Below are 26,498 nucleotides of genomic sequence, written 5' to 3'. Positions count from 1 at the left end.
TGACCACTTCCCCTCGCTCTTACCCCATCATGAATGACTGGCTACTGACTTTCAAGTCATTTTCAGTCCAGTTCACACAATTGTCACAACAAAAAAGCCGCTTCCCTCGCGGTTTGGAGAGATCGGCTTCCTTTTCCTACTTCGGCTCTAAGGCTTGCATAATCTCTTTTTCGCTCATGTCACTCGTAAACGTGTATTTGCCTGGTCGTACCTTGGTCGCGATGCCGGCATCTTCCAGTTTTTGGGCAAATGCCAGCTCGTCCTCGATCAACCCATATTCTTTCAAGGCGGACACCACGTCTTTAGACGTCATGCCTTCTTTCATCGTAAAGGTCCACTCTTTCTTTTTCTCTTTCTCGTCATCAGCGCTGCTGTCTTGTCCCTTGTCCCCTTCTGTATGACTGTCTTCACCACTCTCATCTGTTTCCTCTTGTTTAGCCAGTTTTTGCCGCGCTTTCTCGTATCCGTTCTCCTCGGCAGCGGTCACCATTTCGTTCTTTTCTTCCGGTGTCATCACAATGTATCCTTCGGCTTCTATGTACTGTATCGCGTCCTTCACGCTCATCGCGTTCGATCTCGCACCGAATCCGCCGGAACTCCACATCCAGGCACTCCCCAGCAAGAGAACAGCGAACACTGCCGTCGTCGCTAACACAGGGGCTGTTCGCTTCGGGGCTTTCACCATGGTCGGTGGACCTTTCATGTCCCAGTTTTCGTGCCAATGCACCAACTGGACTGAACACAGGTAACCTAAATGGACGAAGTCCACTGTCAATTGGGTCTGTCCGTCTTCCAGGGTTTGAATAGCTGTCACTCTTCCTTTATGTAATGAGCGCACGAGCTGTTGGACCGCCATTTGGTGGGACGTGGGCATTTTCGCCATATGCTGTTGAAAAATGAGAATCGTTTCCGAATCGAATACGTCTGGCGACACTTCTGGAAATCCGAGTTCTTTTAACACTTTCCGCAATTTTTTTCCAATGAGTTGTTGAAATAATCGGTCATTCGCGTGCACGGCATTCATCATCTCTGCCCCCAAAGTGTCAAAGTTTTCCCTATGTATGCACCAGCGAAACAAAGAAGTCTGTCCCTATCCAAGACCGACTCTCATCCATAAGTGAATAAACGGAAATTGTTACCTATGGGTTTCACCTAAATAGATGGTAACGGGACCGTTCCTTGCCACGTTCCTAAACATGCAGCAGCCTATTCTAGTCAGCAGGCTGAGCGTTAAGCAGAGATAAGCTTTACACCTAGAAAATAACGCTTCCACAGCTGTACGGCCCCCACGTTGAATGTCAAAAACGTCGTATAGTCACCGAGCATCCCTGTCGTCACGGGCGATATGAAAGCACTGTCGGTCAATGTTGCAAACGGCAGGAGACATCCGAGCAACAAGGAACCAGTCACATTGACAAGCCACGTGCCCATGGAAAAGCTCCTGTCCACTTGGTAGCAGTCCACCCACTGATAGCATAGGTGAACTAACACCGAAGTGCAATACCGACGGCACCGCCTATCGCAACTGCCACATACGACATAGTTTTTGACCAGTCTCCCTTCATGAAAAAACTCCTACCGCCCCGGGTAAAAGGGGAAGCAGGAGCCATCAGCTGAGTGAAAGATGAGCTTTATCACAGATTAGTTATGCATGATGATTTTCTAGCCATTATCATCCTTTACTAACTTACCTCATTCCCGCCTAAAAATACTCGGTTAACATTATAAAGGGATTTTAAATTTTGTAATGGGTTCCCTTCCACCAAAACAAAATCTGCCAAATAACCTTCCTGTACTTTTCCAACTTTTTTCCCAATGATTTTGCCTGCATTAATAGTAGCTGTTTTTAAAACATCTTTCGGATTAGACACAAGTTTATTCATTGTCAAAAGCTCTTTAATTAATGAGGGATGGGGTGTTGCAGGAGAACCAGCATCAGACCCCGCACCAATCAACACACTTCGATAAAAAAAAGATTTGAATGCTGTTTGATGAATTTTTACAATCTCTTTCGCTTTCTGTCTCGCATAACTTGGTATGCCATTAATAGTCGCGATTTGTTGATATACATATAGTGTCGGTACCCAAGCGGTCCCTCTTTTCTCCATCATTTTTACCAGTTCTTCGTCCAGAAAATGCCCGTGTTCGATCGTATCAATTCCGGCTCTTAAAGCATTTAATATCCCTTCTCTTCCAATGGCATGAGCTGCAACTTTAAGACCAAATTTGTGAGCTTCATCACATATGACTTTTAGTTCATCATAATTTAGCTCAACACTCCCAACTGATTCGCCTTCTGTTCTCCCATAAACACCCCCGGTGGCGCTTACTTTTATGACTTGAGCATTTTTATAGATTTGCTCACGTGTTGCCTTCAAAACTTCTATCGGACCATCACAAAACCTTGCCCAAAAAGGATCATGTCCACCAGTCATAGTCAACGTTTTACCGCTTGCAATCAATCTTGGTCCTTTAATAAGTCTTTGCTCTATACTTTTTGCAACATGTAATGCAATATCATTTATGGAGCCAACATCTCGAACAGTAGTTATCCCTTTTTGGATGTAATTTTGACAGGTTGCCACCGCTCGAATGATCATTTGTTCATAGCTTTCTTTTTCCGTAGTTGCTACAGGGTCCATAGATCCATCCCACATAATGTGGACATGAAGATCGATCAAACCAGGGATTAAATAGCTCCCGCCAGCATCAACAACTGGAAGACTATTTGGTATTTGGTCCATCGGCAGTACTTTATAAAATTTATTGTCTTTAATCCATACAGCGTAATCCTGCTTAACTTCTAGCTCATCTCCGTAAAGGACATTGACATTCGTTACAATTTTTTGCAATTAACTCCTCTCCTTCAATGTTTTCAACCAAAGAAGGGATCCTTATTCAAATATTAATGAATTCAAATCTCGCGGATAATCTGTTATACACTTGTGACCATTTGAAGTCAGTACGACAGTGTCGGAGTGACGAAAACCTCCTACCCCTGGGATATATATTCCCGGTTCTATTGAAAAGGCCATTCCTTCTTCAAGAACCAGATTATTGTCAAATCGTAAGTACGGTTCCTCATGCGCAGAAACACCAATACCATGCCCTACCCTATGAATAAAATATTCTGAGTAACCTTCCTTTTCAATAACTTGTCGTGCAACGTTATCCACTTCAGCAGCAGTCACGCCAGGCTTGATAAAATCGAGTGCTACTTCTTGAGCTAGCCGTGCAGCTTCAAATGCTTTCTTTTGTTTTTCACTAGGTTCTCCTATAAAAAATGTTCTTTCTAGTTCGGCACGGTAACCATTAAGTCCAACCTGTCTACTATGGATAACAACGTCCCCTCTTTGCAAGGTGCGCGTATTTGAAAAAACATGTGGCATAACACTTCGTTCGATTCCAGAGGGAGACATAACGACTAAATCAAGTGTTGCATTAGGATGATTCTTCGCTGTTTCAGAAAATAGTGCAGCGTTGCCACGAGAGTCAATCTCTATTTCGGTCATTCCTGGACGGCATGATTGTAATGTTTCACTAACAGCCAAATTTACTAATCGCCCTGCTTCCTCCATCAATCTAATCTCTTCTTGATCTTTAACATATCGCATTTCAACAATATTTCTACCAATGTCAACAATCTTATACCCTAAATCCTTAAAGTAAACCGTTACATCTGTAGGAGTGAATGAAGTATCAATACCTATTTTAGAACCATCAGGATATTTTGACAAAATGTTTTTAATTATCTCTTTATAATTTGTTCCTTTCTCAGCCATTTCAGGATGTTCATAATATACCTGGACTTCGTCAACGATTGCATCCTCTCGCGCATGAATTTCCTCAAGTCCAGGTACAATCAATCTCGTTTTTTCCTCATCGACTAACATGACTATAGGCCGTGAATATAATAGTGCTTTAAACCCACTCAAATAAAACTGGTGATCCGGGTTAAATATTACAGAAACACTGATTCCTTTATGTTCCATGATTTCCCTGAGTGAAGTTATACGCTGTTCAATATGCATATTTTCACACCCCTAATTTTTTAAAATTCAACTGGATAATCCATATACCAGGTAATGAATCGTAACTAAACACTTTGTCTGTCAACTGGCTGCTCCTTTTTTGATACAAGACTAAAAATAACGAGAGCTAATATAGATAAAGGTAAGGCAAATAATACACTATTCCATCCTAAAGGTTTATTTAAAACCAATTCCCAGATTAAGGTTGCTGCTCCCCCTGTTATAATGGAGGCCATTGCTCCAACACCAGTAGCACGTTTCCATAAGAAACTAGCTAATATTGCTGGTGTGATGGCGGCACCGTACATTGTATAAGAGTACATTTGTATTTCCAATACGGTGGGAAAGAAAGATCCAAGAACGTATGGATCAAGTCCAAAATTGTGTGTAAAAAGCTCCTCGGTTAGATAAGCTGCCTACATGATGCGTGTCACCTTACTATGTGTTTTTGCTGAATGGCTTTTGCGCCAGGTGAAGTAATCTTCCATATCGAGGTATTTCCGACCACTGGCCCACTTCTCATCCTGTTCCATGAGTAAGGCCCCCAACAGACGAATCACCGATTGGCGGTTGGGAAAAATGCGAATCACACGTTCCCGTCTGCGGATTTCTTCGTTCAACCGCTCGACGCTGTTGGTGGTACGCAGTCGCTTACGGTACTTCTCAGGGAAAGCCAAAACGGCGGTGGCATCATCAAACCCGTTTTCCAAAATACGCATGGCTTTAGGCGCTTTCTCTTCAAAGACTTTCAGCGTTTCGTTCAAAAGCATTCTGGCTGTTTCGATATCCGCTGCATCCAGGATGCCACGGACATGGCGATGAACTTCGTCTCTCAGCGCTTTTGGTGTGGCATCCAGAATATTACGCATCAAATGGGTTTGACAGCGTTGCCAGGTGACCCCTTGGAAATGGTGACGAATGGCACGGACTAAACCGCCATGGTCATCAGAGGTGATCAAATCGACACCACCAAGACCACGTTGTTTTAACCAACTGAAAAATTCGCTCCAGCTGGCTTCCGATTCCGTGTCACCGGTCATGATCCCCAAGACTTCCCGGTAACCGTCTGTGTTGACACCGATTCCTATCATCACTCCTCTGGACCGTACCCGGCCATCCTCACGGACTTTGAGGGACAAGGCATCCACCAGCACAAACGGGAACCGGCGGTCTGAAAGCGGACGATAATTCCAAGCCTCCACAATAGGATCAAGCCTTTTGCACAGGTCTGAAACGGTGGACTTGGAAAAATGAGTGCCGCAAAGCTCTTCGGTAATCTGAGTCACTTTACGTGTGGAAACCCCATTTACGACCATTTCCATCAAAGCCAACACCAAAGCTTGCTCGCTCCGTTGGTAACGGGCAAACAGTTCAGTGGAGAACTGACCGTTTCGAATCCGTGGAACACGTAACGTAATGGTCCCCACCCGAGTGGTTAATTGATGAGGATAGGATCCATTGCGATAGCCTTGACGGGAATCCGTGCGTTCATAGCGTTCAGCTGCCAGCTGTTCGGTCACCTGCGCTTGGAGAATTTGGTTTAATACCGATTCCAGTAATTTCGCTACACCAGCGTCTTTTGAATGTCCTAAAAAAAGTTGCTGCAAAAGTTCTTGATCTACGGTAATCTGGTATTGAGCCATTTCAAAATTCTCCTCTCCAGAATGGTATTTCCGACAACTCCATTCTAACCGAGGATTTTGAAATTGGCTCCTTTATTTTTAAGGAATCCATTTTACACAATTTTAAGGACTTAACTAACGTATGCCAATACCCCAAGAATTACCACTACAAAGCGATTAAATTTCAATAATTTAACATCTGACAATTTCTTTTCACTGTAGCGAGCATACAGGTCATAAACAAGGTTACTGGAAGCTGATAACAAATAGGAATTACCTGTTGTAATTATAAAAGCAACAGCTGCAGATAAAATTATCCCACCAACTGGAATTGGTACACCGCTTGCTCCAATTTGGAGAATAGCAGTATCAGGATTAATGGTCGGATAAAGGACGATCGCTGCTGTAGCTAAAATAATGGTTAATGAGACAACCAAAAGATTACCAAGAAAAAAACCAACAGCTGACTTCTTGGCGGTATTAGCATTTTTAGCAGCTGAAAATCTTTGATACATATTTTGGTCACCCAGTATTAGTAAAAACAGAGGTAAAAAATAACCGATTAATTGTGGTACCGTTAATCCCCCAGTCATTGTTAAGGTATGAGCAGGTAATTCAGCAGACATTCCTGAAAAACCTCCTACAGCTGACAGGACAAACGGTAACCCGAGAAAAAAGCCAAAAACGATTAATAAAGAACTTATAAAGTCAGTGTAAGCAACCGAAAACAGTCCACCAGTCGTTGCTAAAAAAATGACAAGTACACCTATCACGATTGTTCCAATTTCTACTGGTAAACCGGTCGTTATATTTAAAACATACGCTCCCCCCGTAAATTGATAAGCGGTAATTCCTACGTATGCTAATAAAATAAAAATTGAAGCGACTAATCGAGTGCTGCTTCCATAGCGAATTTCTAGCATCTCAGGAACTGTGTATTTCTTCAAAAGTCTAGCTTTATCTGCAATAAAGTAAAGAACAATTACACCAATCGGCCCACCTATTAAGTTAAAAATGCCCGCAAATGGACCATACTGATAAATAAAGCTTGCGCCTCCCACAACAGTTCCTGAACCAACCCAAGTTGCCAATAATGTACTGATAAGAACTATTAATGGTAATCGTCTCCCTGCTACCATGAAATCTTCGGTTGTTTTAACCTCACGTTTAGAAAAGTAAATACCTAATAGAATCATTAACGCTAAATAAATCACGATGACGACAATATGAATAGTATTTCCCAAACCCTTCTACCCCTTTCTCAAATTTCATGCCTTGTCGCATACGACTATATTTACCTTCCAATAGATAACCTTCTCTTATCCACACACGTCTCGAGGGTTTGCTTACATTCCTTCGTCAGGTGTGTCAATGAGAATACGTTTACAGACCTATGCCCTGATCGTGTCAATGTTGTTCCCCTCCACCAATTGTGTTCCTCGTACTGAGGTGTATCGAACCTTTTCTTAATGTCGTTTTTTAAACAGCTTCCTAAACGAAACTGAGGCATTTCTAGATCTATTTATTGTCACCCCCTCCGTCATACATAATACCGCATTTTTAACTAAAACATCTCCGACACTGTCTTCGCCTGCATGTGCAGGAGCAGGTAATCCGGTCCGCCCGCCTTAGAATCGGTCCCCGACATTTTAAACCCGCCGAACGGCTGGTACCCGACGATGGCGCCGGTGCAGTTGCGGTTGAAGTACAAGTTGCCGACGTGGAAGTCGTGTCTTGCCCGCTCCATGTGGGCCCGGTTGTTCGTGATGAGGGCTCCCGTCAATCCGTATTCGGTGTTGTTGGCGATCTCTAAGGCGTGGTCGAAGTCCCGCGCTTTGCCGAAGGCGACAACGGGGCCGAAGATTTCTTCTTGCATGATGCGCGCTTCCGGGTCCACATCGGCAATGACGGTCGGCCGGATGAAGTACCCTTTCGTGTCGTCTCCAATCCCCCCGGCCATCAGTTTCCCTTCTGTTTTGCCGATCTCGATGTAGCCCATGATTTTGTCAAAGGCGGCCTGGTCGATGACGGGTCCCATGTAGGTGTCCGGGGAGGCCGGATCGCCGACGGTGAGGTCGTTCGTCAGGTGCACGACTTTCTCCAACACGTCGTCGTACACGTCTTGATGCACGACGGCCCGGGAACCGGCGGAACACTTCTGTCCGGAGAAGCCGAAGGCGGAGACGATGATCTCTCTCGCCGCCAGGTCGAGGTCGGCGTCTCGGTCGACGACGACGGTGTCTTTGCCCCCCATTTCGGCGATGACGCGCTTTAGGTGGGTCTGCCCCGGGTGGACTTTCGCCGCCCGCTCCCAGATGCGTATCCCGACGTCCCGCGACCCGGTGAAGGTGATCAGTTTCGTTTTCGGATGGTCGACGAGGAAGTCGCCCACTTCAGATCCGCTTCCCGGGATATAGTTGATGACGCCGTCCGGCACGCCTGCTTCTTGCAGCACTTCGACGAATTTGGCGGCGACAACAGGGGTGGCGCTCGCCGGTTTCAGCAGGACGGTGTTCCCGGTGACGAGGGGAGCGACGGTGGTGCCGCACATGATGGCGAAGGCGAAGTTCCACGGCGAGATGGTAATCGTCACGCCCATCGGCTGGTAAAAGTAGCGGTTGTGTTCGATGGGGCGGCTGTTCACGGATTTGCCGTCTTTCAGTTCGATCATTTGCCGGCCGTAGTACTCCATGAAGTCGATCCCTTCAGCTACGTCAGCGTCGGCTTCTTTCCACGGTTTGCCCGCTTCTTTGACGAGGTACGCAGCAAATTCGTGCCGCCGGCGGCGGACGATGGCCGCGGCGCGGAACAAGAGGCCGGCCCGGGCTTCCGGGTCCCACTCGCGCCACTGTTCAAACGCTTCGTCGGCGGCGTTGATCGCTTTTTCGGCGATGTCCCGGTTCGCTTTGGAGACGGTGCCGATGACTTGTTCTTTGTTCGCGGGGTTGATGGAGACGATGGTCTCGTCGGTTTTGATGCGTTCCCCGCCGACGAGGAGATCATGATGTTGGCCCAGTTCGGCTTCCACTTGGTTCAGGGCGGCTTGGAACGCCGCACGGTTCTCTTCCACTGTAAAGTCGGTAAACGGTTCATGACGGTAAGGTGTGACCATGTGATATCCTCCTTTTAAGGTGTTTCTCGTTAACGTTTGACGATGCCTTTCAAGACAAACGCGACATTGGCCGGTCGCTCGGCTAAGCGCCGCATGTTGTAGCCAAACCAGTCATTCCCGTAAGGGACGTAAATGCGGACGCGATACCCTTCTCGCACCAGCTGTTTTTGCAGTTCAGGCCGGATGCCGTACAACATTTGAAATTCAAATCGGTCCAACGGAATGTCCCGTTCTTTGACCAGTCGTTTCGTAAAAGCGATCATGTTCTCGTCATGGGTGGCGACGGCGGCGTAGTTACCGCTTTCCAACTGCAGTTGAATGATCTTCTTGTAGTTCTCGTCCACATCTTTTTTGTCTGGAAAGGCCACCTCCGGCGATTCTTTGTAAGCGCCTTTCACTAAGCGCAGATTCGTCTTCCATTCGGCTAACGCCTTCACATCGTCCACACTGCGGTACAAATACGCCTGGATGACCAACCCGAAGTTGTCGTACCGTTCCCGCAAGTCGTGAAAAATCGCAAACGTATTCTCCAAATGGGCGTAGTCTTCCATATCGATGCGCACGAAGAGACGGTATTTCCGGGCGACTTCCAGGATGCGCTCCATGTTGTGCAAACACAGGTCGTATGCAATGTCCAAGCCCATTGAGGTAAGCTTTAGCGACAGGTTCGCATCCACCTTTTCCTTTGCGATGGATTCGATGGCCTCTATACAGTGCTCGGCCATGGCGTTCGCTTCTTCCTCACTGTCCACAAACTCGCCGAGGTGGTCGAGGGTGGCCATCATTCCTTGTCTGTTTAACGCTTTAATCACGTCGATGCCCTCTGCGAGTGTCTCACCGGCCACAAATCGCCTCCCTCCAAAACGAAGGCCGTGCTTTTTGGCCAACTGGTTTAACCTTTGATGATTCGCCAAGTATAAGAAGAAATTTCTCAAAACTTTTTCCATGCTGTCCTGCTTCCTTCTGTCTTTTTCCTTATTTATCTCCCGTCACACAACAATTTAGCAATAAGCGTGCCAAGTAACATGTGGTGTGGAAAATAACAAATTTCTGCAGATAACGAAAGAAAGGGTTTACATTTTTTCAGCGAAGTGTATAATTTATTTACACTTTTGTATATCTTTTGTATGACGATTTTACATATGATCAAAGGAAACGTCATCGGTCACTTTTTTCCATTTTACGTGTCAAGGTGATGCATCGTGACATTACACCTCGGTGAACGAACTGTTTATTATTTAAAAGCCTTGCTTGAGACGAGCCGTGACGCCATTGCCGTCATCAACCGGGAAGGGGAGGTCCTTTTTTGGAACAAGGGGGCCGAACGGACCTACAACATTCGCCACGATGAGATCGTCGGCAAAAAAATTAAGCATTTTTTCCGCGAAGAAGACTTAAAAGTGCTGCAGATGCTCGAGACGGAGCAGCCCGTGCGCGATGTGTACCACCGCCCCCGTCCGGACAAACACGTCATGATTAATTCGTCACCGGTCTACGATGCAGAGGGCCGCCTCATCGGTGCCCTTTCCATCGAACAGGACATTACCCACACCGTCAAGTTGAATGAAGAGCTGTCTGTGGCGTCGTCGGAACTGCATCAGCTCAAACACCAAGTTTACCGCAAACAGTTGGATAGCCCCTTTTCCAAAATTAAAGGCAAAAGCGCCGCCATTCAGCAGACGGTACAGTTGGCGATGAAAGCGGCCAAAACGGACGCGACAGTCCTCATCTTCGGAGAGAGCGGCGTGGGCAAAGAGCTGTTCGCCCAGGCGATCCACGAGACGAGTTTGCGTAACGAGAAACCGTTCATTCCCATTAACTGCGGCGCCATCCCTCACGCGCTGTTTGAAAGCGAGTTGTTCGGATATGAACGGGGTGCGTACACAGGGGCGGCGAAAGAAGGAAAGCCAGGAAAAATTGAACTGGCAGACGGGGGGACGTTGTTTTTGGACGAGATTGGTGAACTCCCCCTCGAGATGCAAGTGAAGCTGTTACGGGTGTTACAGGAAAACGAAGTGTACCGCATCGGCGGGACAACTCCTAAACGGGTCAACGTGCGCGTGATTGCCGCGACGAACCGCAACTTGGAGAAAATGGTGGAGGAAGGATCTTTCCGATCAGATTTATTTTACCGCTTAAACGTCGTGTCTCTCCCGATTCCTTCTCTACGGGAACGCATCGAAGATATTCCCGAACTCGTTCGCTTTTTTTTGCACGAGCTCTCCATTAAATACCAAAAACCGATGCCTTCAATCTCAGCAGACGCGATGCACGTCTTCCTGGAATACGACTGGCCGGGAAACATTCGGGAATTGCGCAATATTGTGGAACGGGTGATGATTTTGGCAGAGGGCGGTGAGATCAAACCGAGCGAATTGCGTCACTTTTTCCCTAAAAGGATGGCGGTGAAAAAATCCAAAGGGGAAGCGTCACTGGCCGAGGAAAAGACGATGCTGGAAAAAGAACGCATCGAAGCGGCACTGAAAAAAACGTACGGGAACAAAAGTGCCGCCGCCAAAATGCTCGGTATTTCCCGGGCAACACTGTACCAAAAGATAAAAAAGTACGGGATTGCAGTGGAAAAACCGTAGTGCGACGAACGTGAATCGTCCGTGCCACAACAGGAGCACGACCTTAGTTGCCCAAGGATCTTGCGTCGTCGTCAGATTCACTCTGAAGATATACCGTGTACAATCTCTTTGAGCATTTCTTCATCCAGTTGTTGCAAGAAAGCTTTCACTAACTTAATCCCGTTTTCCAAATCGTCGCGGTGCACGACGGAGACGTGGCTGTGGATGTAACGGGAAGGGACGCCGATGACGATGGACGGGACCCCTTCGCCGTAAAGGTGGAATTTCCCGGCGTCTGTCCCGCCGCCGCCCATCAGTTCCACTTGGTACGGGATGTGCTGCTCGCGCGCAATTTGGACAATCCGGTCGCGGAGTGTGCGGTGCGGGATGATGGTAGCGTCATAAAAGGTGATGAGCGGACCCTTTCCCAACGCAATTTTGGACTCGGATTCCATGCCCGGTGTATCTTCCGCGATGCCAACGTCGAGGGCAATGGCTATATCTGGCTGGACGGTCCGCACCAGAGTCGTCGCTCCCCGCAGTCCGACCTCCTCCTGCACAGTGGCACCGGCATAAATTTGATTCGGCGTCGGCTGGTCCTTCAATTGCTTGAGGAGTTGAAGGGCCATATAACAGCCGGTGCGGTTGTCCATCGCTTTCCCGAGTAAATACTTCGGGTTGGCCATTTCCTCAAACGGACAAATGGGGATGACCGGATCGCCCACTTGTACACCGGCGTTTTCGGCCTCCTCCCGGCTTCCAACCCCGATGTCGATAAACATGTGTTCGGTCTTGACAACTTGGCTCCTTGCATCGGGGGGCAAAACGTGGGGCGGTTTCGAACCGATTACCCCGATGACGTCCCGGTCGCGCCCTTTAATTTTCACCCGCTGTGACAACATGACGTGACCCCACCATCCGCCAAGGGGTTGCAAGCGCAAAAACCCGTTATCCATCATTTTCGACACCATGAAGGCGACTTCATCCAAGTGTCCGGCCAAGAGCACTTTCGGTCCGGACTCCCCTAATTTCCCGACAATCCCTCCCAGATGGTCAGTGTAAATTTCTGTCGTCACGCTCTCTATGTGGCGTTTCATCACATCGCGCACTTCCCCTTCAAACCCGGGGGCGCCGTCGGCTTCTGTCAATTCTTTAAGGATTGTCAACTCCTGGTCCATTCTGGTGCACTCCTTTTCGACTAGTTTGCACCATGTTTACTAAGCTATTCCACGTAGAGCTGAACGCTTCTCACTGCTCCAACCAATACAAATGGCAGTGAAAGCTTAGACGGACACCCGTGGAAAGCGTTTGCCGTGGAAAAAGGTGCTAAAACGGAAACACATGCTGCAAGAAAATAAAAAAACAGCCGGTAGATGGCTGTCCTGAAGAAGCGACAGCGGGAGTTGCGCATCGTTCGGAGGAGATCGTTCCATCGTTCGCTTTGCGATAACAGTCCGGAAGAACATCCAGCTTCGCAAAAATGAGGAGTCCGCCAAAGGCAGCCAATCTCACGGCAACGAACTCCCCCCTCCCCCATGCGAACAGCTGGAGGAGAGGCAGAGGAGAGGGGCTGCCTCTCCTCTGCTCAAACTGCCCATTTAACGGAAAGAATCCTCTACTTTCCGGCCGATCCATAACAACCATCCTATCAAGATGAAAGCGACTAACGCCAAAAAGGGGATCGTGATAAACCCGAGCCAGTTAATGTACTCCCCGCTGCACGGTACACCTTCGGCACAAGGGGAAAAACTGGAAAACCAACCTGTTTTTTGCATCGCGTAATGGAATAGGGAGAGCGCTCCGCCCACAATCGTAAACGGCAGTGCATAGTACGTGACCGAACGATCGCGTCTGAAGTTCGCAATCCCTAGCAACAAAAAGAGCGGGTACATTAAAACGCGCTGGTACCAGCAGAGTTCACACGGGACAAACCCGGCAATTTCACTAAAGTAGAGACTCCCCACCAGAGCAGTGGACGCCACGACCCACGCCAAGAACAGGTTCCGTTCTCGCAAGGCCGTGATCAACCTGTTTTGTGACATGGTTCCTAACCCCTTGCTTCCGCGTCGAACTAACAGTTACACGATTACATTTTACCATACCGTTACGGGTCGGAAGCCTGCCACATTTAAAAAATAATCGTCGACAGGAGTCTTCTGTTAGATCAACACTCCGACACTAAGCTCGCGTGTCGACGCCGTACGTCCCAGATCCAGGCCTTAATTTAAATCTGCCCGCTTTCCCGTTTCGATGAAAACGACGCTCTCCGCAATGTTCGTCGCGTGGTCGGCGATGCGCTCCAGGTGGCGGGCGACGAACGCGAGCTGGGTGGCCGGTTCAATCCACTCGCGGCGGTCGATCATGTACTCCGTGAGTTCGCGGACAATCTGATGGTAAAGCCGGTCGACCTCATCGTCTCGTTGCGCCATTTTTTTCGCCAATCCGACATTTCCGTCGATAAAGCTATTAATCCCGTCGTGCACCATCTCCTGGCTGAGCCTTGCCATGCGAGGAAGGTCTTCCAACGGTTTAAACAGTTCCAGGTTTTTCTCGACAAACACCACGGTAATTTCGGCAATGTTCTGGGCTAGATCGGCCATGCGCTCCATATCGGAAGCAATCGTCATCGCTGTGACAATGCGGCGCAAATCTTTTGCCACCGGCTGCTGGGTGGCGATTAGCTTGATCACCCCATTGTCAATCCGCTCTTCCATTTTATCAATCTCCACGTCTTTAGCGATGACGCCTTCGGCTTGCTTGCGATTCAGATTTTTGAGGGAGAGAATTGACTGACTGATGGCAATTTCCACACGTTCCCCCAAATCGAGCAACAGCTGCTGCAAGGCCTGTAACTCTGCGTGAAACGACTGACGCTGCACGTTCCTCATCCTTCCATTTAAAAATAGAGCCGTTAAAACCGTTTTGCCTCTGTGACCCACCTCTCCTGGGGCGGCACCAACAAAAGCGGTGGCGATAACCAGAAGCGATATGCATTCTCACCGGCGAACAGAACGGTTTCCCAGCACAATGTCTGCCCGATCCATTATCGGTCAAGTTCTCCCAAGAGCATAAGGCAGACGGTTAACCAAACCGCCCGGAAATGTAGTCTTCCGTCCGGGGATTGTCAGGGTTCGAAAACAGTGTGGCCGTATCGTTGTATTCGATCAATTCACCGTTTAAGAAAAATGCCGTCCGGTCCGAAATGCGCGCCGCCTGTTGCATGTTGTGCGTGACGATGATGATCGTGTACTGTTCCTTTAACTGCTGAACCAGCTCTTCAATTTTCGCCGTGGAAATGGGGTCCAAGGCAGATGTCGGTTCGTCCATGAGCAACACATCGGGGTTGACGGCAAGGGAACGGGCGATGCAGAGGCGCTGCTGCTGCCCGCCGGAAAGGCCGGTTGCACTGTCATCCAGGCGATCTTTCACTTCCTCCCACAAACCGACGTCACGCAGCGATTTTTCCACAATGTGTTCCAACTCCCGCTTTTGGCGGATACCGTGGATGCGCGGGCCGTAGGCAATGTTGCCAAAAATGCTTTTCGGAAACGGGTTCGGTGCCTGGAACACCATACCGACGCTCTTGCGCAGCATGTCGACATCGACGTCATCTTTGTAAATGTCGACGCCGCCGATGCGGACCTCTCCCTCAATTGTGACGCCGTCGATTAAATCGTTCATGCGGTTCAACGTCCGCAAAAATGTCGACTTTCCGCACCCAGACGGCCCGATCAAAGCCGTCACCGAACGTTCCGGCACATCGAGCACAATATCCGACAGGGCCTGTGTGTTCCCGTAGTACAAATTGAGATGACGGACTCGTACCATCGTGTTACGCTGATCCATACCGTGACCTCTCTTCCTACCTCGTTATGACCGTTTTTGATACTTGTTGCGCATCAGGATCGCAAAGGCGTTCAACGTAAGCAACAGAACCAGCAGGACGATAATGCCGGCCGAAGCCAATTGTTTAAATTCTTCCTGTGGTAACGACGTCCAGTTGTATATTTGAATGGGGATCGTTGTAAAAATGTCAAACACGTCACGCGGACTAAAGGCAACGTACGCCATCGCCCCGACGACGAGGAGCGGCGCCGTCTCCCCAATGGCACGGGACAACGCCAAAATCGTCCCGGTCATGATTCCGGGGAACGCGCGGGGGAGCACGACGCGGTAAATGGTCTGCCACCGCGTCGCCCCCAACGCGTAGGAAGCGTGGCGCAACGAATCAGGCACACTGGCCAGCGCCTCACGTGAGGCTACAATGATGATGGGCAACACGAGCAGTGTCAGCGTGAGGGCTGCCGCCAAAATACTGCGTCCCAACCCGAAACCCCTGGCGAACAAAGCCAGACCGAGCAATCCGTACACAATCGAAGGAACGCCGGCCAGGTTAGAAATGTTTAACTGGATGAGGCGGGTCCACCGGTTTTTCTTCGCGTACTCCTCCAGATAAATGGCCGAACACACCCCGATCACGAACGTTAAGGGGGCGGTCATGGCGATGATCCAGATCGATCCGACAATAGCGCCGCGCAAGCCGGCATTTTCAGGTCGGTAAGAGTTAAATGACGTAAGAAAGTCCCAGTTGAGAACCCCGATCCCCTTGCGGAGGATGTCCACGATCAACACGACGAGGACGACGACTCCGACACACGTCGCCGCAAAGAACAACGACTGGTAGAAGCGGTTCTTCATCCGCCGGGTTTTAGCGCGTTTGACGAGCACCGGATCTTGGTTCACCATCAGTAGTCCTCCTTAAAGCGCCGGGCAATAAACTGTGCGAGCAAATTTAAAAGCAACGTCATCCCAAACAACGTGATCCCGACGGCAAATATCGACTTGTAGTCCACACTGCCGTAGGATATGTCGCCGCCGCTCACTTGTACGATGTAGCCAGTCATCGTCTGAATGCTTTCCAAAGGGCTGAACGTCAGTTTTGGCGTCGCACCGGCTGCGATGGCGACAATCATTGTTTCCCCGACGGCCCGGGACAGCGCCAGGACGAACGACGAGATGATGCCCGACAAGGCCGCGGGAACGACAACTTTCCACGCGACTTCAAAGCGGGTCGCCCCGAGGGCGAACGCCGCTTCCCGCAAATGCCGGGGGACAGCCGACATGGCGTCCTCACTGAGGGACGACACCAGCGGGATAATCATGATCCCCATGACGACGCCGGCGCCGAGCGCGTTAAACAGCCCCATGTCCGGTATCATCTCCCGCAACAGCGGGGTCACGAACGTCAACGCAAAAAAACCGTAGACGATGGTCGGAATGCCAGCCAAAATTTCTAATACCGGCTTCACGATCCGCCGAACGCGATCTGGAGCGTATTCGCTCAAGTAGATGGCGCTCATCATTCCGATGGGAAGCGCCACGAGCATCGCCAGCACTGTCACGAGCAACGTACCACTGACGAGGGGCAAAATTCCGAAATCGCCGGCAGGCGGCGACCATCTTAAAGTGGTTAAAAACTGTAAAACCGAAACATCAGCAAAAAATGGCAGGGATTCCAGCACTAACGTCAGGACGATCCCAACAGTTGTCAGGACAGAAATCATTGTACAAACAAACAAAAAGGCCGGTACAATCTTATCCCACTTGCGCCCTTTGTGAGAGCCTTTGATAAACGATGGATGCGTTCGTTCTATCTCGTAGTGAGCCATAACCCCTCTCCTTGTCACGGCAAAATGTGGCGTTTTTCTGTTCGAACGCCACATTTCCCTGAAAATTTCTTAAAATGCTTGCACGGGAAACGGGATTACACATCTACGTGCGCTTCTTCAAACTTTTGCAAAAGCTCTTCGTAATGGGCATCGTCTAGCGGCGCGTAGCCCGCTTCTTCCACAAACTGTTTGGCATTTTCCAGGTAAAACTGTACAAAAGGTTTCAGGGCAGGATTTTCCTTCATTTTCTCACTGTTCGGGTAAATGAACAGCGGACGGGACAGGGGGGTGTAACTTTCGTCAGAAATGGTCTCGATGGACGGTTCCACCGGTCCGTCACCGTTATCGATGGGGACCGCTTTTAACTGGTCCTGATTCTCTGCGTAGTAGGCGTATCCGAAAAACCCGAGACTGTACGGGTCACCGGCAACACCTTGAACCAAAATATTGTCGTCGGCATTCGCCGTGTAGTCAGAGCGCAAAGCCGCCCCTTCTTCTTCCCCGATGATCGCTTCGATGAAGAAGTCGTACGTACCGGATTCCGTTCCCGGACCGTAGAGGACGATCTCCTCTTCAGGCCAACCGTCACGCACATCGGCCCACGTCTGAACGTCACTGTCGGCGCTCCATATCTTCTTCAACTCTTCCACTGTCAAATGATCGACGAAGTCGTTCTCTGCGTTGACGACGACCGTGATGCCGTCATAGCCGAGCGTGTACTCGACGGGTGTCATACCCGCTTCCTTAATCGCTTCTTTTTCTTCCGGCTTGATCGGACGGGACGCTTCTGAGAAGTCTATCTCGCCGGCGGCATACATTTCAAACCCGGCACCCGACCCGGCATCGCCAACTGTCACGTTGACCCCCGGATGTTCCGCCATAAACTGTTCGGCCGCAATCATGCCGACCGGGTAAACCGTACTAGACCCGTTAATGACGACGGTCCCCGTTAGCTCTTCACCTTCTTCTCCAGCAGCTCCACTGCTTTCTTCGGACGGTTCACTGTTTTCTTCGGACGCACCGCCGTCTTCCGTGCCGCTACTCTGACTGCAAGCAGCTAGAAGGCTGAGACTTAAGACGAAAATTCCCAACACGACCAATACTTTCTGTCTGTTCAACCGATTCGTCCTCCCTACTCCAAATAGAGTTGTGTTCTGCCTTCCACAGCTTTCACTATAGTGAGGGAGTGTTGTCTGAGGATTAATGAAATGTTAAGAGATTGTAAAGTTGTATAAAGAGAAGAACCCACTCGGTGTCTTAACGATCACCAGTGGGTTCCTTCTTGTAGGGGAACGTAATCGTAAACGTGGACCCTGCACCGACTTTGCTCTCGACGTCAATGGAGCCGCCGAGGACGTCCACCAAATGCTTGACAATGGCCAACCCGAGCCCGGTCCCTCCCGATTCGCGGGAACGCGCTCTGTCGACGCGGTAAAACCGCTCAAAAATGCGTGGCAAGTCGTCTTCAGGAATGCCGATGCCAGTGTCCTCGACTTCCAGCCTCCACCGCTCGCCTTCTGCCGCCACTGTGACGTCAATACTCCCGCCTCGCGGTGTGTAGGCGATGGCATTCGACAGCAAATTGACCACAATCTGCCGAAGGCGATCTTTGTCCCCGTCCGCTTTCAGTTCTGCCGGGAGGTGCAGGTGGAGGGACAGGTCCTTCTCATCCACTTGCGACATCAACGTTTCCGCTGTCGTGCGCACGAGGTGACTGATGTCCACAGTCTCAATGTTGAGTGACAGTTCCCGCGATTCGATGTTGGACAAATCGAGGATGTCGCCGATTAAGCGGTGTAATCGACGGCTCTCCTCTTGAATAATTTCCAAAAAAGAGCGGCTCGTCGCCCTGTCTTCCAACGCCCCGTCCAACAGCGTCTCGGTAAATCCAATGATCGCTGTAACGGGCGTCTTGATTTCGTGGGAGACGTTGGCCACAAATTCACTGCGCATTTTCTCCAGGCGGCGGATTGCCGTCATGTCGTGGAGGACGACGACGATCCCCACAATGCGCTCTGCATCATCCACGACCGGCGACAGACTCGCTTCCAGTATGCGCTCCTTCGGGAAATAGAGGTGGAGTTCCTCGCGCACGTTGGACCGAGACTGTGTACACCTTTTGATCAACTGCTCCAAATCGTACACGTGGGCAAAATGGGCGTACGGTTTCCCTGTAAGCTCCGCCGATTTGAACCCGAGCATCTCCTCAATCGCCGGGTTGACGAGCACAATCGTCCCTTCGGGGTCGATGAGCAACAGACCGCTCGGCATCGTCTCGATGACACTCTTCAACCGCTGCTCACTTTCGCGGATCGCGTCCAGCTGGCGCTCTAAACTGATCGACATGTGGTGGAGGGCCCGGGCCAACTGCCCCAGCTCATCCCGGCTTTTAACACGGACTGGGTCACGGGCAAAATCGCCCCGCGTGATGCCGCGGGCAAAGCGCGTCATGTCCTCGATGGGGCGCGTAATCCCCCGGGCCAGGCTGGAACTGACAAACGCTGCCGCGAGAAGCAGGAGCAACAGTCCCACGAAGAGGGACATCCAGATACTTCGGATAGAATCGTTAATCGCCTCCAGCGACATGGCCGCCCGCACCACGCCGACCGTCTCCCCGTCCCGGACGACCGGCAGGGCAATGTACATCAGTTCTTCCTCGACAGTGGCACTGTAGCGGACCGATTCTCCCACGTCCACCGAAGCGTCCAACGCCTGCCCCACTTCCGGCCGGTCTGCGTGGTTTTCCATCGTCGTCGGATCGGACTCCGAATCGCCAACGACTGTTCCGTCTGCTGCGATGAACGTGATGCGGACGTCGAGGGACGCACTGTACGTTTCCGCCAAGCGGTCCATCGTTGCCACGTCTTCCCGCCATTCCACCGTGTCCGCCAAGAGACGGGTCTCTTTCGTCAGCCGCTCCGACAGCCAATCGACGTACGACTGTTCAATGAGGTGGCTGACGAACACACCGAGGACCCCGACAGACAACCCGATCAACAGGACGAACACGAGGGTGAGGCGGTTGCGAAATTTTCTCATGTCTCCTTTGGCCCTTCAAATTTGTATCCAATCCCCCTCACAGTTTTGATGTAAAGGGGACGGCGCGTATCGGGTTCGATTTTATCGCGCAAGTGGCTGACGTGAACGTCGACGATGCGCGAATCGCCGACGAAGTCGTAGTTCCACACAGCATTCAACAGCTGGTCCCGGGACAGGACTGTGCCGCGGTGTGTCGCCATGTACACGAGCAGTTCAAACTCCTTCGGCGTTAACTCCAGCCGTTTTCCTTGAACATAACTTTCATACCCTTCCACGTCGATGACTAAATCCCCGATGACAAGGGGTTTCTGTTTTGCGTCGGCCTGCTCCAGGGCATCCTTGATTGCCGAGCGGCGCAATACCGCCTTGACCCGGGCCACGAGCTCTCGGGGGCTGAACGGTTTCGTCACATAGTCGTCCGCTCCCAACTCGAGCCCCAACACCCGGTCCAGTTCTTCGTCTTTGGCCGTCAGCATGATGACCGGAATGTGATTGTTTTCCTGCCTCAGCCGTTTACATACTTCAAGCCCGTCGACCTTAGGCAACATGAGATCGAGTACGATCAGATCAGGCTGGATATCCTGGACTTTTTTCAGCGCTGCCTGACCGTCGGCTGCCGTGTCGACGTCATAGCCCGCTTTCTCCAAGTTAAACGACACTAATTTCGTAATAGACGGTTCGTCATCGACGACGAGTATGCGTTTGGCCATCCGTACGCCCCTCTCCGTTCGGTTGTCAAATGCTTTCACATTCGCGTTTTGCACGTCTCGTGACAGGAGGAAGGTTGTCTTAAACCATACCTTTCCCTCTTATGAGGAATGTCAAGATTGCGTCACCTTAGTTTTAACGCAAAAAGAGTGTTTTGACAATGATAAGCAGTGTCGTTGCCATGTGGTACCCCGTCGTCCCAGGAAAAAACACATAAGGGTGAGGCCTTCAGACCTCACCCTTAAGAGTTCAACCGCACATCCTTTATTTGACTAACGCCAGCACTTTTTTTACGGATTCGGCGGATTTGTCCAGCAGTTTCTTCTCCTCGTCTGTCAAGTCCAGTTCGATCACTTTTTCCAACCCGTTGCCGCCGATGATCGTCGGGACACCGAGGTACATGTCCCGATAGCCGTACTCACCTTCCAAGTACGCGATGGCGGGCAAAATCCGCTTTTTGTCTTTGAGAACCGCTTCAGCCATCTGCACGAGGGAAGCGGCCGGCGCGTAATAAGCACTGCCGTTTCCGAGCAGATTGACGATCTCGCCGCCGCCTTTGCGCGTCCGTTCCACAATCTGCTCCAATTGCTCCTTCGGCAACAACTTTTCCAGCGGAATTCCGCCGGCGTAAGAGTAACGGAGCATCGGTACCATGTCGTCTCCGTGTCCCCCGAGCACAAAACCGGTGACATCTTCTACTGAAACGTTCAGCGCTTGGGCGACAAATGTGCGAAAGCGCGCCGTATCGAGGACACCGGACTGCCCGAAGACGCGGTTCTTCGGAAAACCGGACGCCTTGTACACGGCGTACGTCATGGCGTCTACCGGGTTCGTCAACACGAGGATGTACGTCTCGGGCGAGTACTTGACGACGGACTCCGTCACCGAGGTCATAATCCCAGCATTCGTATTGACGAGGTCATCGCGGCTCATCCCCGGCTTGCGGGCAATCCCGGCCGTCATGATGACGAGGTCGGAATGGGCCGTTTCCTCGTAATCGCTCGTCCCGACAATGTTGGCGTCAAACCCTTGAACCGGGCTCGCTTCCAGCATGTCCAGCGCCTTTCCTTTCGTCGGGTCTTCCAGTTTCGGAATGTCGACGAGAACGATGTCCCCCAGTTCTTTTTGAGCCAGCATGAGGGCGGTCGTCGCTCCTGTAAATCCGGCACCGATGACTGAAATTTTTCGTCGTTTAAAAGCCAATGGCTAGCTCCTCCTTACAAGTTTTCGATGAGCTTGTCTGCAAACTCCGAACACTTGACTTCCGTTGCCCCTTCCATTTGTCGGGCAAAATCGTACGTGACCGTTCGCTGGCTGATCGTCTTGTCCATCGAATCGTAAATCAATTTGGCCGCTTCGTTCCATCCGAGGTACTCCAGCATGAGGACTCCGGAAAGCAACACTGAACCTGGGTTGACCTTGTCTTGTCCCGCGTACTTGGGAGCCGTGCCGTGCGTCGCTTCAAACAGGGCCAGGTGATCGGCGATGTTCGCTCCCGGGGCAATTCCGATACCGCCTACTTGTGCTGCCAGGGCGTCAGACAAGTAATCGCCGTTCAAGTTCATCGTCGCTAGAACGTCGAACTCTTTCGGACGCAACAGAGCCAGCTGGAACATGATGTCGGCGATTCGGTCTTTAATCACGATTTTACCTTCTGGCTGTTTGCCGCCGTATTCGTTCCACAGTTCGTCTTCTGTAATGGTGACATCGCCGAACCGTTCCTTTGCCACTTCGTAGCCCCAGTTTTTGAAAGCTCCTTCCGTGTACTTCATAATGTTGCCCTTGTGGACAAGGGTGACGCTCTTGCGGTTGTTCTCGATGGCGTATTCAATCGCTTTGGCGACGAGGCGCTTGCTGCCGTATTCACTGATCGGCTTGACTCCGATGCCGGACTGCTCGCGGACGTTCGCCCCCAACTCGTTTTTCATGAAGTCAATGAGTTTGTTCGCCTCTTCTGAGCCGGCTGCCCATTCGACGCCAGAGTAGACGTCCTCCGTGTTTTCCCGGAAGATGACCATATCCACGTCTTGCGGCCGCTTCAGTGGGGACGGCACGTCCTGGAACCAGCGGACTGGACGAACGCAGGCGTACAGGTCCAACTCCTGGCGGAGAGTCACGTTCAAACTGCGAAATCCGCCGCCAACAGGGGTCGTGAGCGGCCCTTTGATGGCGACGATGTATGTACGGATTGCTTCCAGCGTGTCTTTTGGCAACCACTCTCCAAACTTGTTGTGAGCTTTTTCTCCGGCGTAAATTTCGTACCAAGCGATTTTCTTTTTGCCGTTGTACGCCTTTTCCACAGCTGCATCGAGGACGCGTGAAGCAGCTGCCCAAATGTCGGGGCCCGTTCCGTCCCCTTCAATAAACGGGATGATGGGGTTGTCCGGGACGTTCAGTTTCCCGTTTTCAATCGTAATCGCTTGTCCTTCCGTCGGCAAATCGTATTTTTCAAAATTCGGTGCCATACGTCTCCTCCTTCTTAAGCGTTTATGTATCGTGATCTAAAAACAGTGCTAGCGTTCTTCCAACGGAACGTACGGTCGGTTTCCGTGTCCCGTGTACTCTGCCCGGGGACGAATCAGGCGGTTGTTGTCGTACTGTTCGAGAATGTGGGCCGTCCACCCGGAGATGCGGCTCATGGCGAAAATCGGGGTGAACAAGTCCCGCGGAAGCCCCAAGTAAGTATAAACAGAGGCGGAGTAAAAGTCGACGTTCGGCTTGAGTCCCTTTTCCCTCTCCACAATCTGCTCGATTTTCACCGACAAGTCGTACCACTTCGTATCCCCTTTTTGCTCAGCCAACTGCCGCGACATCTGCTGCAAATGTCTGGCCCGGGGGTCGCCGTCCTTGTACACGCGGTGGCCGAAGCCCATAATCTTCTCTTTCGCGTCGAGTTTCCGCTTAATGTACGTTTCGGCGTTGTCCACTGTGCCGATCTCTTCCAACATCGCCATCACTTGCTCGTTGGCGCCGCCGTGGAGCGGACCCTTTAACGTGCCGATGGCAGACGTGACAGCAGAGTACATGTCCGACAGGGTCGCCGTCGTCACCCGTGCGGAAAACGTCGAAGCGTTTAACTCGTGGTCGGCGTGCAGCACTAATGCCTTGTTAAAAGCTTGTACAGCGACGTCGGTCGGCTCTTCCCCGTTCAACATGTACAAGAAATTTTGGGCAAACGAATAGTCCGGGTTCGGCTTTACCCGCTCTCGGCCGTGGCGATAGTGGTTATAGGCCGTAATCAACACGGGGAGCTGTGCGGTGAGCTTTATCGCTTTTTCCATATTGGCATCCCGGGAGATATCGTCAGCTTGTTCGTCATACAACGACAATGCCGAGACCACGCTTCTCAGGACAGCCATCGTATTCGCCGTCTTCGGGTACGACTTCATCTGACTGACAATCTCTTCCGGAATGTCACTGTAGCGGTTTAATTGATCTCGTAATTGATTCAGTTGTGTGCGGTTAGGCAGATCGCCGTGCCACAGCAGGTACAGCACTTCTTCAAAGGAGGCGTTGTCGGCGAGATCGTCGATGTTAATCCCGCGATATGTAAGGACACCGTCGATGATGGAACTGATTTCAGACGTAACGGCCACAACACCTTCTAGTCCCTTTGTCATATAATCTCTCCTTTTACTTGGCGATTGGCGTATAAAATCCCGACTCATATTATAAGCTTTTTCCTGACATTTGTGAATGCTTGGCCCTTGCGACCACCGTTTGTATGTAATGAAACAAAGCAGTAAAATTGAATGTAACGGTACGCATTCGCACCCCGTTGCACGAAAGGAGTCGTCCGTTACCATGGATCGCGAGCGGCAAGAACGTCTGTTTCACATTCTCGGCATCATCTGGCGAGCGGCACTTGTTCTGTTTGTCGTGGTTGCGGCTTTTGTCGTGCTACGGTATACTATTCCCTTAATTTACCCGTTTATTTTCGCCTGGCTTATCGCTTTCATGATCGAGCCCCTCGTCCGCTTTCTCGAGACGAAGTGGCGCATACCCCGCTGGGGAGGGACGACACTGTCCCTGCTCCTCGTACTGGGGACTCTTTCGGCCTTGCTCACGCTCATTATTGTGCGCATTATCAATGAACTGACTCGCCTTGTGGAATTTATCCAAAACAACATTGACAAAATCAGTGAACGTGTGGCCGACTGGTTCGTAAGCCAAGGAACCGTATTCACCCATCTGGAAACAACGATTCAGACGTCCCTGGAACAGTTGGAAAGGTTCACTGGGACGGTCCAATCGGGTGAATTGACGGAAAGCTTGCAAAACAGTTTACAGTCCCTCGCCGAACTGATTACCGGTTTCATTACTGGATTTATCGCCGGTCTCGGCAAATTCCTCGGCAACATGCCGTTTATCCTCACGGTACTCGTCGTCATCGTTCTGGGAAGTTTCTTTATCAGCAAGAACTGGCGCCGCCTGCATCGAAACGTCCGCAACTTGTTGCCGAGGGTCGTGCGGGACAGCGGCGATATGGTGCTCACGGATCTGAAAAAAGCACTCGTCGGGTTTGTCCGGGCCCAGTTGACACTCATCACCTTGACCGCCATCATTATACTAGTCGGCCTCATGATTTTACGGGTGAATTACGCTCTCACACTAGCTCTCGTCATCGGTCTGGTCGATCTGCTTCCGTATCTCGGCGTAGGGGCGGTGATGGTGCCCTGGATCGTCTATTTATTCATTGCCGGAAATTACAAACTGGCCATCGGCTTGACCGTCTTGTACATCATCACGATTGTCGTCCGACAGTTCGTGGAGCCGAAAGTGTATGCGTCCAATATCGGCCTCGACCCTTTGCTGACCCTCATCGCTTTGTTCGTCGGACTGCAGTTGTTCGGTTTTATCGGCTTGATCGTCGGCCCAACCTTGATGGTCATCCTGATGGCGCTTTACCGCGCCCGCGTCTTTCACGACACGTTAGACTACATCGCCGGACGGTCAGCTAACCGGGCTTAACCTTGCAAGGAACTACCCGCCTCTCCACGCATCACGAGTGACGTCTCCGACTAGCGTCGCCTGAGTGCATCGAGAACGCAACGCAGGGTGGAGAAATCTCGCTGACCAACCGTCAGGAAGCCAACCTTGTGACACTCCTTATGTTTTCAGTGCCACCGGCGAATGGTGATGATCGTCCCGTCACGAATGAGGCGGTTGAACCATCGCTTCAGCCACAGCTTGACAACCCCCGCGTCAAGGGAAGGAGGAGAACAAAGCCGACGCTGTCAGTGAAAAAGCCCGGCGTCAAGAGTAAAAGTCCTCCCGTTAGGATACAGATGCCGTCTAACAGCGCATCTCCCGGGAGCTCTCCCCTCTGCATCTGTAACTGCGCGAGGCGATAAGTTTGCAGCCCTTGCCACCTGGCCAAATAACCCCCCACAATCCCGGTGGCGATGACGGCGAGAACGGTCGGCCACGCCCCGATCCATTCCCCTACTTGCAACAGGGCCCAAATTTCGATGATAGGGACCACAATCAGGATGAAGATTAACACGCGTAAGAGCAACACGTCACCTCCCTTGAAGCGGACCAATTCTTTCATCCACTCTCGTTCGACGCACACTGACAGCGAACAGGCTGACATCCCCCGCTCCCGGCGGCGAAGCATGATCTTACATGGGCCTGCCATAAGGGATCAAAACCTTCAGCAGGCGCGCAAAGTCCGACGCAGTGTGGCGAACAACACGACATCCTGTTGCCCCTCTGGAAACCGCAAACCGGTTATCTTCAGAATC

General features: G+C 50.9%; 25 protein-coding genes. 2 read left to right on the top strand and 23 right to left on the bottom strand.

Features of this window, described 5'->3' with window-relative positions; genetic code table 11:
• Positions 1-136: 136 nt before the first annotated feature.
• The 9 genes from B0W44_RS03930 to B0W44_RS03895 form a co-directional block, all read right to left on the bottom strand.
• The gene (locus B0W44_RS03930) at positions 137-1,024 is read right to left on the bottom strand and encodes a hypothetical protein (protein ID WP_077718867.1); all 888 of its coding nucleotides are present in this window, start codon (positions 1,022-1,024) and stop codon (positions 137-139) included.
• 206 nt (positions 1,025-1,230) lie between these two features.
• A complete protein-coding gene (locus B0W44_RS03925; RefSeq protein ID WP_077718866.1) occupies positions 1,231-1,554 on the bottom strand; it encodes a fluoride efflux transporter FluC in 324 nt (107 codons plus the stop codon).
• 128 nt (positions 1,555-1,682) lie between these two features.
• Positions 1,683-2,852 (bottom strand): metal-dependent hydrolase family protein, encoded by a 1,170-nt coding sequence (locus tag B0W44_RS03920; protein ID WP_077718865.1) that lies wholly within the window; start codon positions 2,850-2,852, stop codon positions 1,683-1,685.
• Positions 2,853-2,894: 42 nt separating this feature from the next.
• Positions 2,895-4,031, bottom strand: a complete 1,137-nt coding sequence (locus tag B0W44_RS03915) for a M24 family metallopeptidase (RefSeq protein ID WP_077718864.1) — start codon at positions 4,029-4,031, stop codon at positions 2,895-2,897.
• 65 nt (positions 4,032-4,096) lie between these two features.
• Positions 4,097-4,366 carry a hypothetical protein gene (locus tag B0W44_RS17685; RefSeq protein ID WP_169835408.1) on the bottom strand — a complete coding sequence of 90 codons (270 nt, stop codon included), beginning with the start codon at positions 4,364-4,366 and terminating at the stop codon, positions 4,097-4,099.
• 81 nt (positions 4,367-4,447) lie between these two features.
• On the bottom strand, positions 4,448-5,674 hold the full coding sequence (locus tag B0W44_RS03910; RefSeq protein WP_077718863.1) for an IS256 family transposase: 1,227 nt from the start codon (positions 5,672-5,674) through the stop codon (positions 4,448-4,450).
• Positions 5,675-5,784: 110 nt separating this feature from the next.
• The gene (locus B0W44_RS03905) at positions 5,785-6,897 is read right to left on the bottom strand and encodes a sodium:solute symporter family protein (protein WP_228441495.1); all 1,113 of its coding nucleotides are present in this window, start codon (positions 6,895-6,897) and stop codon (positions 5,785-5,787) included.
• 320 nt (positions 6,898-7,217) lie between these two features.
• Positions 7,218-8,765 carry an L-glutamate gamma-semialdehyde dehydrogenase gene (gene pruA / locus B0W44_RS03900; protein ID WP_077718862.1) on the bottom strand — a complete coding sequence of 516 codons (1,548 nt, stop codon included), beginning with the start codon at positions 8,763-8,765 and terminating at the stop codon, positions 7,218-7,220.
• 29 nt (positions 8,766-8,794) lie between these two features.
• The gene (locus tag B0W44_RS03895) at positions 8,795-9,712 is read right to left on the bottom strand and encodes a proline dehydrogenase family protein (RefSeq protein ID WP_077718861.1); all 918 of its coding nucleotides are present in this window, start codon (positions 9,710-9,712) and stop codon (positions 8,795-8,797) included.
• Between the two features lie 255 nt (positions 9,713-9,967).
• Between B0W44_RS03895 and B0W44_RS03890 the strand changes: the two genes are divergently transcribed.
• Positions 9,968-11,356 (top strand): sigma-54 interaction domain-containing protein, encoded by a 1,389-nt coding sequence (locus B0W44_RS03890; RefSeq protein ID WP_077718860.1) that lies wholly within the window; start codon positions 9,968-9,970, stop codon positions 11,354-11,356.
• Positions 11,357-11,433: 77 nt separating this feature from the next.
• Here the strand turns inward: B0W44_RS03890 and B0W44_RS03885 are convergent, their stop codons facing one another.
• From B0W44_RS03885 to citZ, 13 genes are all read right to left on the bottom strand, one after another.
• Positions 11,434-12,513: a M42 family metallopeptidase gene (locus B0W44_RS03885; RefSeq protein WP_077718859.1), complete on the bottom strand. Its 1,080-nt coding sequence runs from the start codon at positions 12,511-12,513 to the stop codon at positions 11,434-11,436.
• 148 nt (positions 12,514-12,661) lie between these two features.
• Positions 12,662-12,847, bottom strand: a complete 186-nt coding sequence (locus B0W44_RS03880) for a hypothetical protein (RefSeq protein ID WP_077718858.1) — start codon at positions 12,845-12,847, stop codon at positions 12,662-12,664.
• A gap of 86 nt (positions 12,848-12,933) precedes the next feature.
• The gene (locus B0W44_RS03875) at positions 12,934-13,377 is read right to left on the bottom strand and encodes a disulfide oxidoreductase (protein ID WP_179947366.1); all 444 of its coding nucleotides are present in this window, start codon (positions 13,375-13,377) and stop codon (positions 12,934-12,936) included.
• A 177-nt stretch (positions 13,378-13,554) separates the two neighbouring features.
• Entirely contained in the window at positions 13,555-14,223 is a 669-nt protein-coding gene (phoU, locus tag B0W44_RS03870) for a phosphate signaling complex protein PhoU (protein WP_077721243.1), read from the bottom strand.
• Between the two features lie 193 nt (positions 14,224-14,416).
• On the bottom strand, positions 14,417-15,181 hold the full coding sequence (gene pstB / locus B0W44_RS03865; protein WP_077718857.1) for a phosphate ABC transporter ATP-binding protein PstB: 765 nt from the start codon (positions 15,179-15,181) through the stop codon (positions 14,417-14,419).
• 24 nt (positions 15,182-15,205) lie between these two features.
• Entirely contained in the window at positions 15,206-16,081 is an 876-nt protein-coding gene (gene pstA, locus B0W44_RS03860; protein ID WP_077718856.1) for a phosphate ABC transporter permease PstA, read from the bottom strand.
• Positions 16,081-17,004: a phosphate ABC transporter permease subunit PstC gene (pstC, locus tag B0W44_RS03855; protein ID WP_077718855.1), complete on the bottom strand. Its 924-nt coding sequence runs from the start codon at positions 17,002-17,004 to the stop codon at positions 16,081-16,083. Before pstC ends, pstA begins: the two co-directional genes overlap by 1 nt.
• A 95-nt stretch (positions 17,005-17,099) precedes the next feature.
• Complete coding sequence (locus B0W44_RS03850; protein WP_077718854.1) at positions 17,100-18,122, bottom strand: PstS family phosphate ABC transporter substrate-binding protein; 1,023 nt, start codon at positions 18,120-18,122, stop codon at positions 17,100-17,102.
• A 139-nt stretch (positions 18,123-18,261) separates the two neighbouring features.
• Positions 18,262-20,043, bottom strand: coding sequence for a two-component system histidine kinase PnpS (pnpS, locus tag B0W44_RS03845; protein WP_077718853.1), 1,782 nt, complete (start codon positions 20,041-20,043; stop codon positions 18,262-18,264).
• The gene (locus B0W44_RS03840) at positions 20,040-20,753 is read right to left on the bottom strand and encodes a response regulator transcription factor (protein WP_077718852.1); all 714 of its coding nucleotides are present in this window, start codon (positions 20,751-20,753) and stop codon (positions 20,040-20,042) included. Before B0W44_RS03840 ends, pnpS begins: the two co-directional genes overlap by 4 nt.
• A gap of 262 nt (positions 20,754-21,015) precedes the next feature.
• Positions 21,016-21,954, bottom strand: coding sequence for a malate dehydrogenase (gene mdh / locus B0W44_RS03835; protein ID WP_077718851.1), 939 nt, complete (start codon positions 21,952-21,954; stop codon positions 21,016-21,018).
• 14 nt (positions 21,955-21,968) lie between these two features.
• Positions 21,969-23,216: an isocitrate dehydrogenase (NADP(+)) gene (icd, locus tag B0W44_RS03830; RefSeq protein ID WP_077718850.1), complete on the bottom strand. Its 1,248-nt coding sequence runs from the start codon at positions 23,214-23,216 to the stop codon at positions 21,969-21,971.
• A 48-nt stretch (positions 23,217-23,264) separates the two neighbouring features.
• Entirely contained in the window at positions 23,265-24,371 is a 1,107-nt protein-coding gene (gene citZ, locus B0W44_RS03825; protein WP_077718849.1) for a citrate synthase, read from the bottom strand.
• Between the two features lie 184 nt (positions 24,372-24,555).
• Between citZ and ytvI the strand changes: the two genes are divergently transcribed.
• Complete coding sequence (gene ytvI / locus B0W44_RS03820; RefSeq protein WP_169835407.1) at positions 24,556-25,722, top strand: sporulation integral membrane protein YtvI; 1,167 nt, start codon at positions 24,556-24,558, stop codon at positions 25,720-25,722.
• Positions 25,723-25,930: 208 nt separating this feature from the next.
• On the opposite strand, the gene B0W44_RS03815 is transcribed toward ytvI, so the two are convergent.
• On the bottom strand, positions 25,931-26,392 hold the full coding sequence (locus B0W44_RS03815) for an FxsA family protein (protein ID WP_335582650.1): 462 nt from the start codon (positions 26,390-26,392) through the stop codon (positions 25,931-25,933).
• Positions 26,393-26,498: the final 106 nt, after the last annotated feature.

The sequence above is a fragment of the Novibacillus thermophilus genome, from assembly GCF_002005165.1.
In the GTDB taxonomy this organism is placed as follows: domain Bacteria; phylum Bacillota; class Bacilli; order Thermoactinomycetales; family Novibacillaceae; genus Novibacillus; species Novibacillus thermophilus.
The sequence above is the reverse complement of the archived record's forward strand: the minus strand, read 5'-3'. Positions and strand labels throughout refer to the sequence as shown.

Bases quoted from the DNA above. Each gene is read 5' to 3' on its own strand.
- B0W44_RS03930 (WP_077718867.1), bottom strand. From the start codon at position 1,024: ATGAATGCCGTGCACGCGAATGACCGATTATTTCAACAACTCATTGGA.
- B0W44_RS03915 (WP_077718864.1), bottom strand. From the start codon at position 4,031: ATGCATATTGAACAGCGTATAACTTCACTCAGGGAAATCATGGAACAT.
- B0W44_RS03910 (WP_077718863.1), bottom strand. From the start codon at position 5,674: ATGGCTCAATACCAGATTACCGTAGATCAAGAACTTTTGCAGCAACTT.
- pruA (WP_077718862.1), bottom strand. From the start codon at position 8,765: ATGGTCACACCTTACCGTCATGAACCGTTTACCGACTTTACAGTGGAA.
- B0W44_RS03895 (WP_077718861.1), bottom strand. From the start codon at position 9,712: ATGGAAAAAGTTTTGAGAAATTTCTTCTTATACTTGGCGAATCATCAA.
- B0W44_RS03885 (WP_077718859.1), bottom strand. From the start codon at position 12,513: ATGGACCAGGAGTTGACAATCCTTAAAGAATTGACAGAAGCCGACGGC.
- B0W44_RS03875 (WP_179947366.1), bottom strand. From the start codon at position 13,377: ATGTCACAAAACAGGTTGATCACGGCCTTGCGAGAACGGAACCTGTTC.
- phoU (WP_077721243.1), bottom strand. From the start codon at position 14,223: ATGAGGAACGTGCAGCGTCAGTCGTTTCACGCAGAGTTACAGGCCTTG.
- pstB (WP_077718857.1), bottom strand. From the start codon at position 15,181: ATGGATCAGCGTAACACGATGGTACGAGTCCGTCATCTCAATTTGTAC.
- pstA (WP_077718856.1), bottom strand. From the start codon at position 16,081: ATGGTGAACCAAGATCCGGTGCTCGTCAAACGCGCTAAAACCCGGCGG.
- pstC (WP_077718855.1), bottom strand. From the start codon at position 17,004: ATGGCTCACTACGAGATAGAACGAACGCATCCATCGTTTATCAAAGGC.
- pnpS (WP_077718853.1), bottom strand. From the start codon at position 20,043: ATGAGAAAATTTCGCAACCGCCTCACCCTCGTGTTCGTCCTGTTGATC.
- B0W44_RS03840 (WP_077718852.1), bottom strand. From the start codon at position 20,753: ATGGCCAAACGCATACTCGTCGTCGATGACGAACCGTCTATTACGAAA.
- icd (WP_077718850.1), bottom strand. From the start codon at position 23,216: ATGGCACCGAATTTTGAAAAATACGATTTGCCGACGGAAGGACAAGCG.
- citZ (WP_077718849.1), bottom strand. From the start codon at position 24,371: ATGACAAAGGGACTAGAAGGTGTTGTGGCCGTTACGTCTGAAATCAGT.
- ytvI (WP_169835407.1), top strand. From the start codon at position 24,556: ATGGATCGCGAGCGGCAAGAACGTCTGTTTCACATTCTCGGCATCATC.
- B0W44_RS03815 (WP_335582650.1), bottom strand. From the start codon at position 26,392: ATGGCAGGCCCATGTAAGATCATGCTTCGCCGCCGGGAGCGGGGGATG.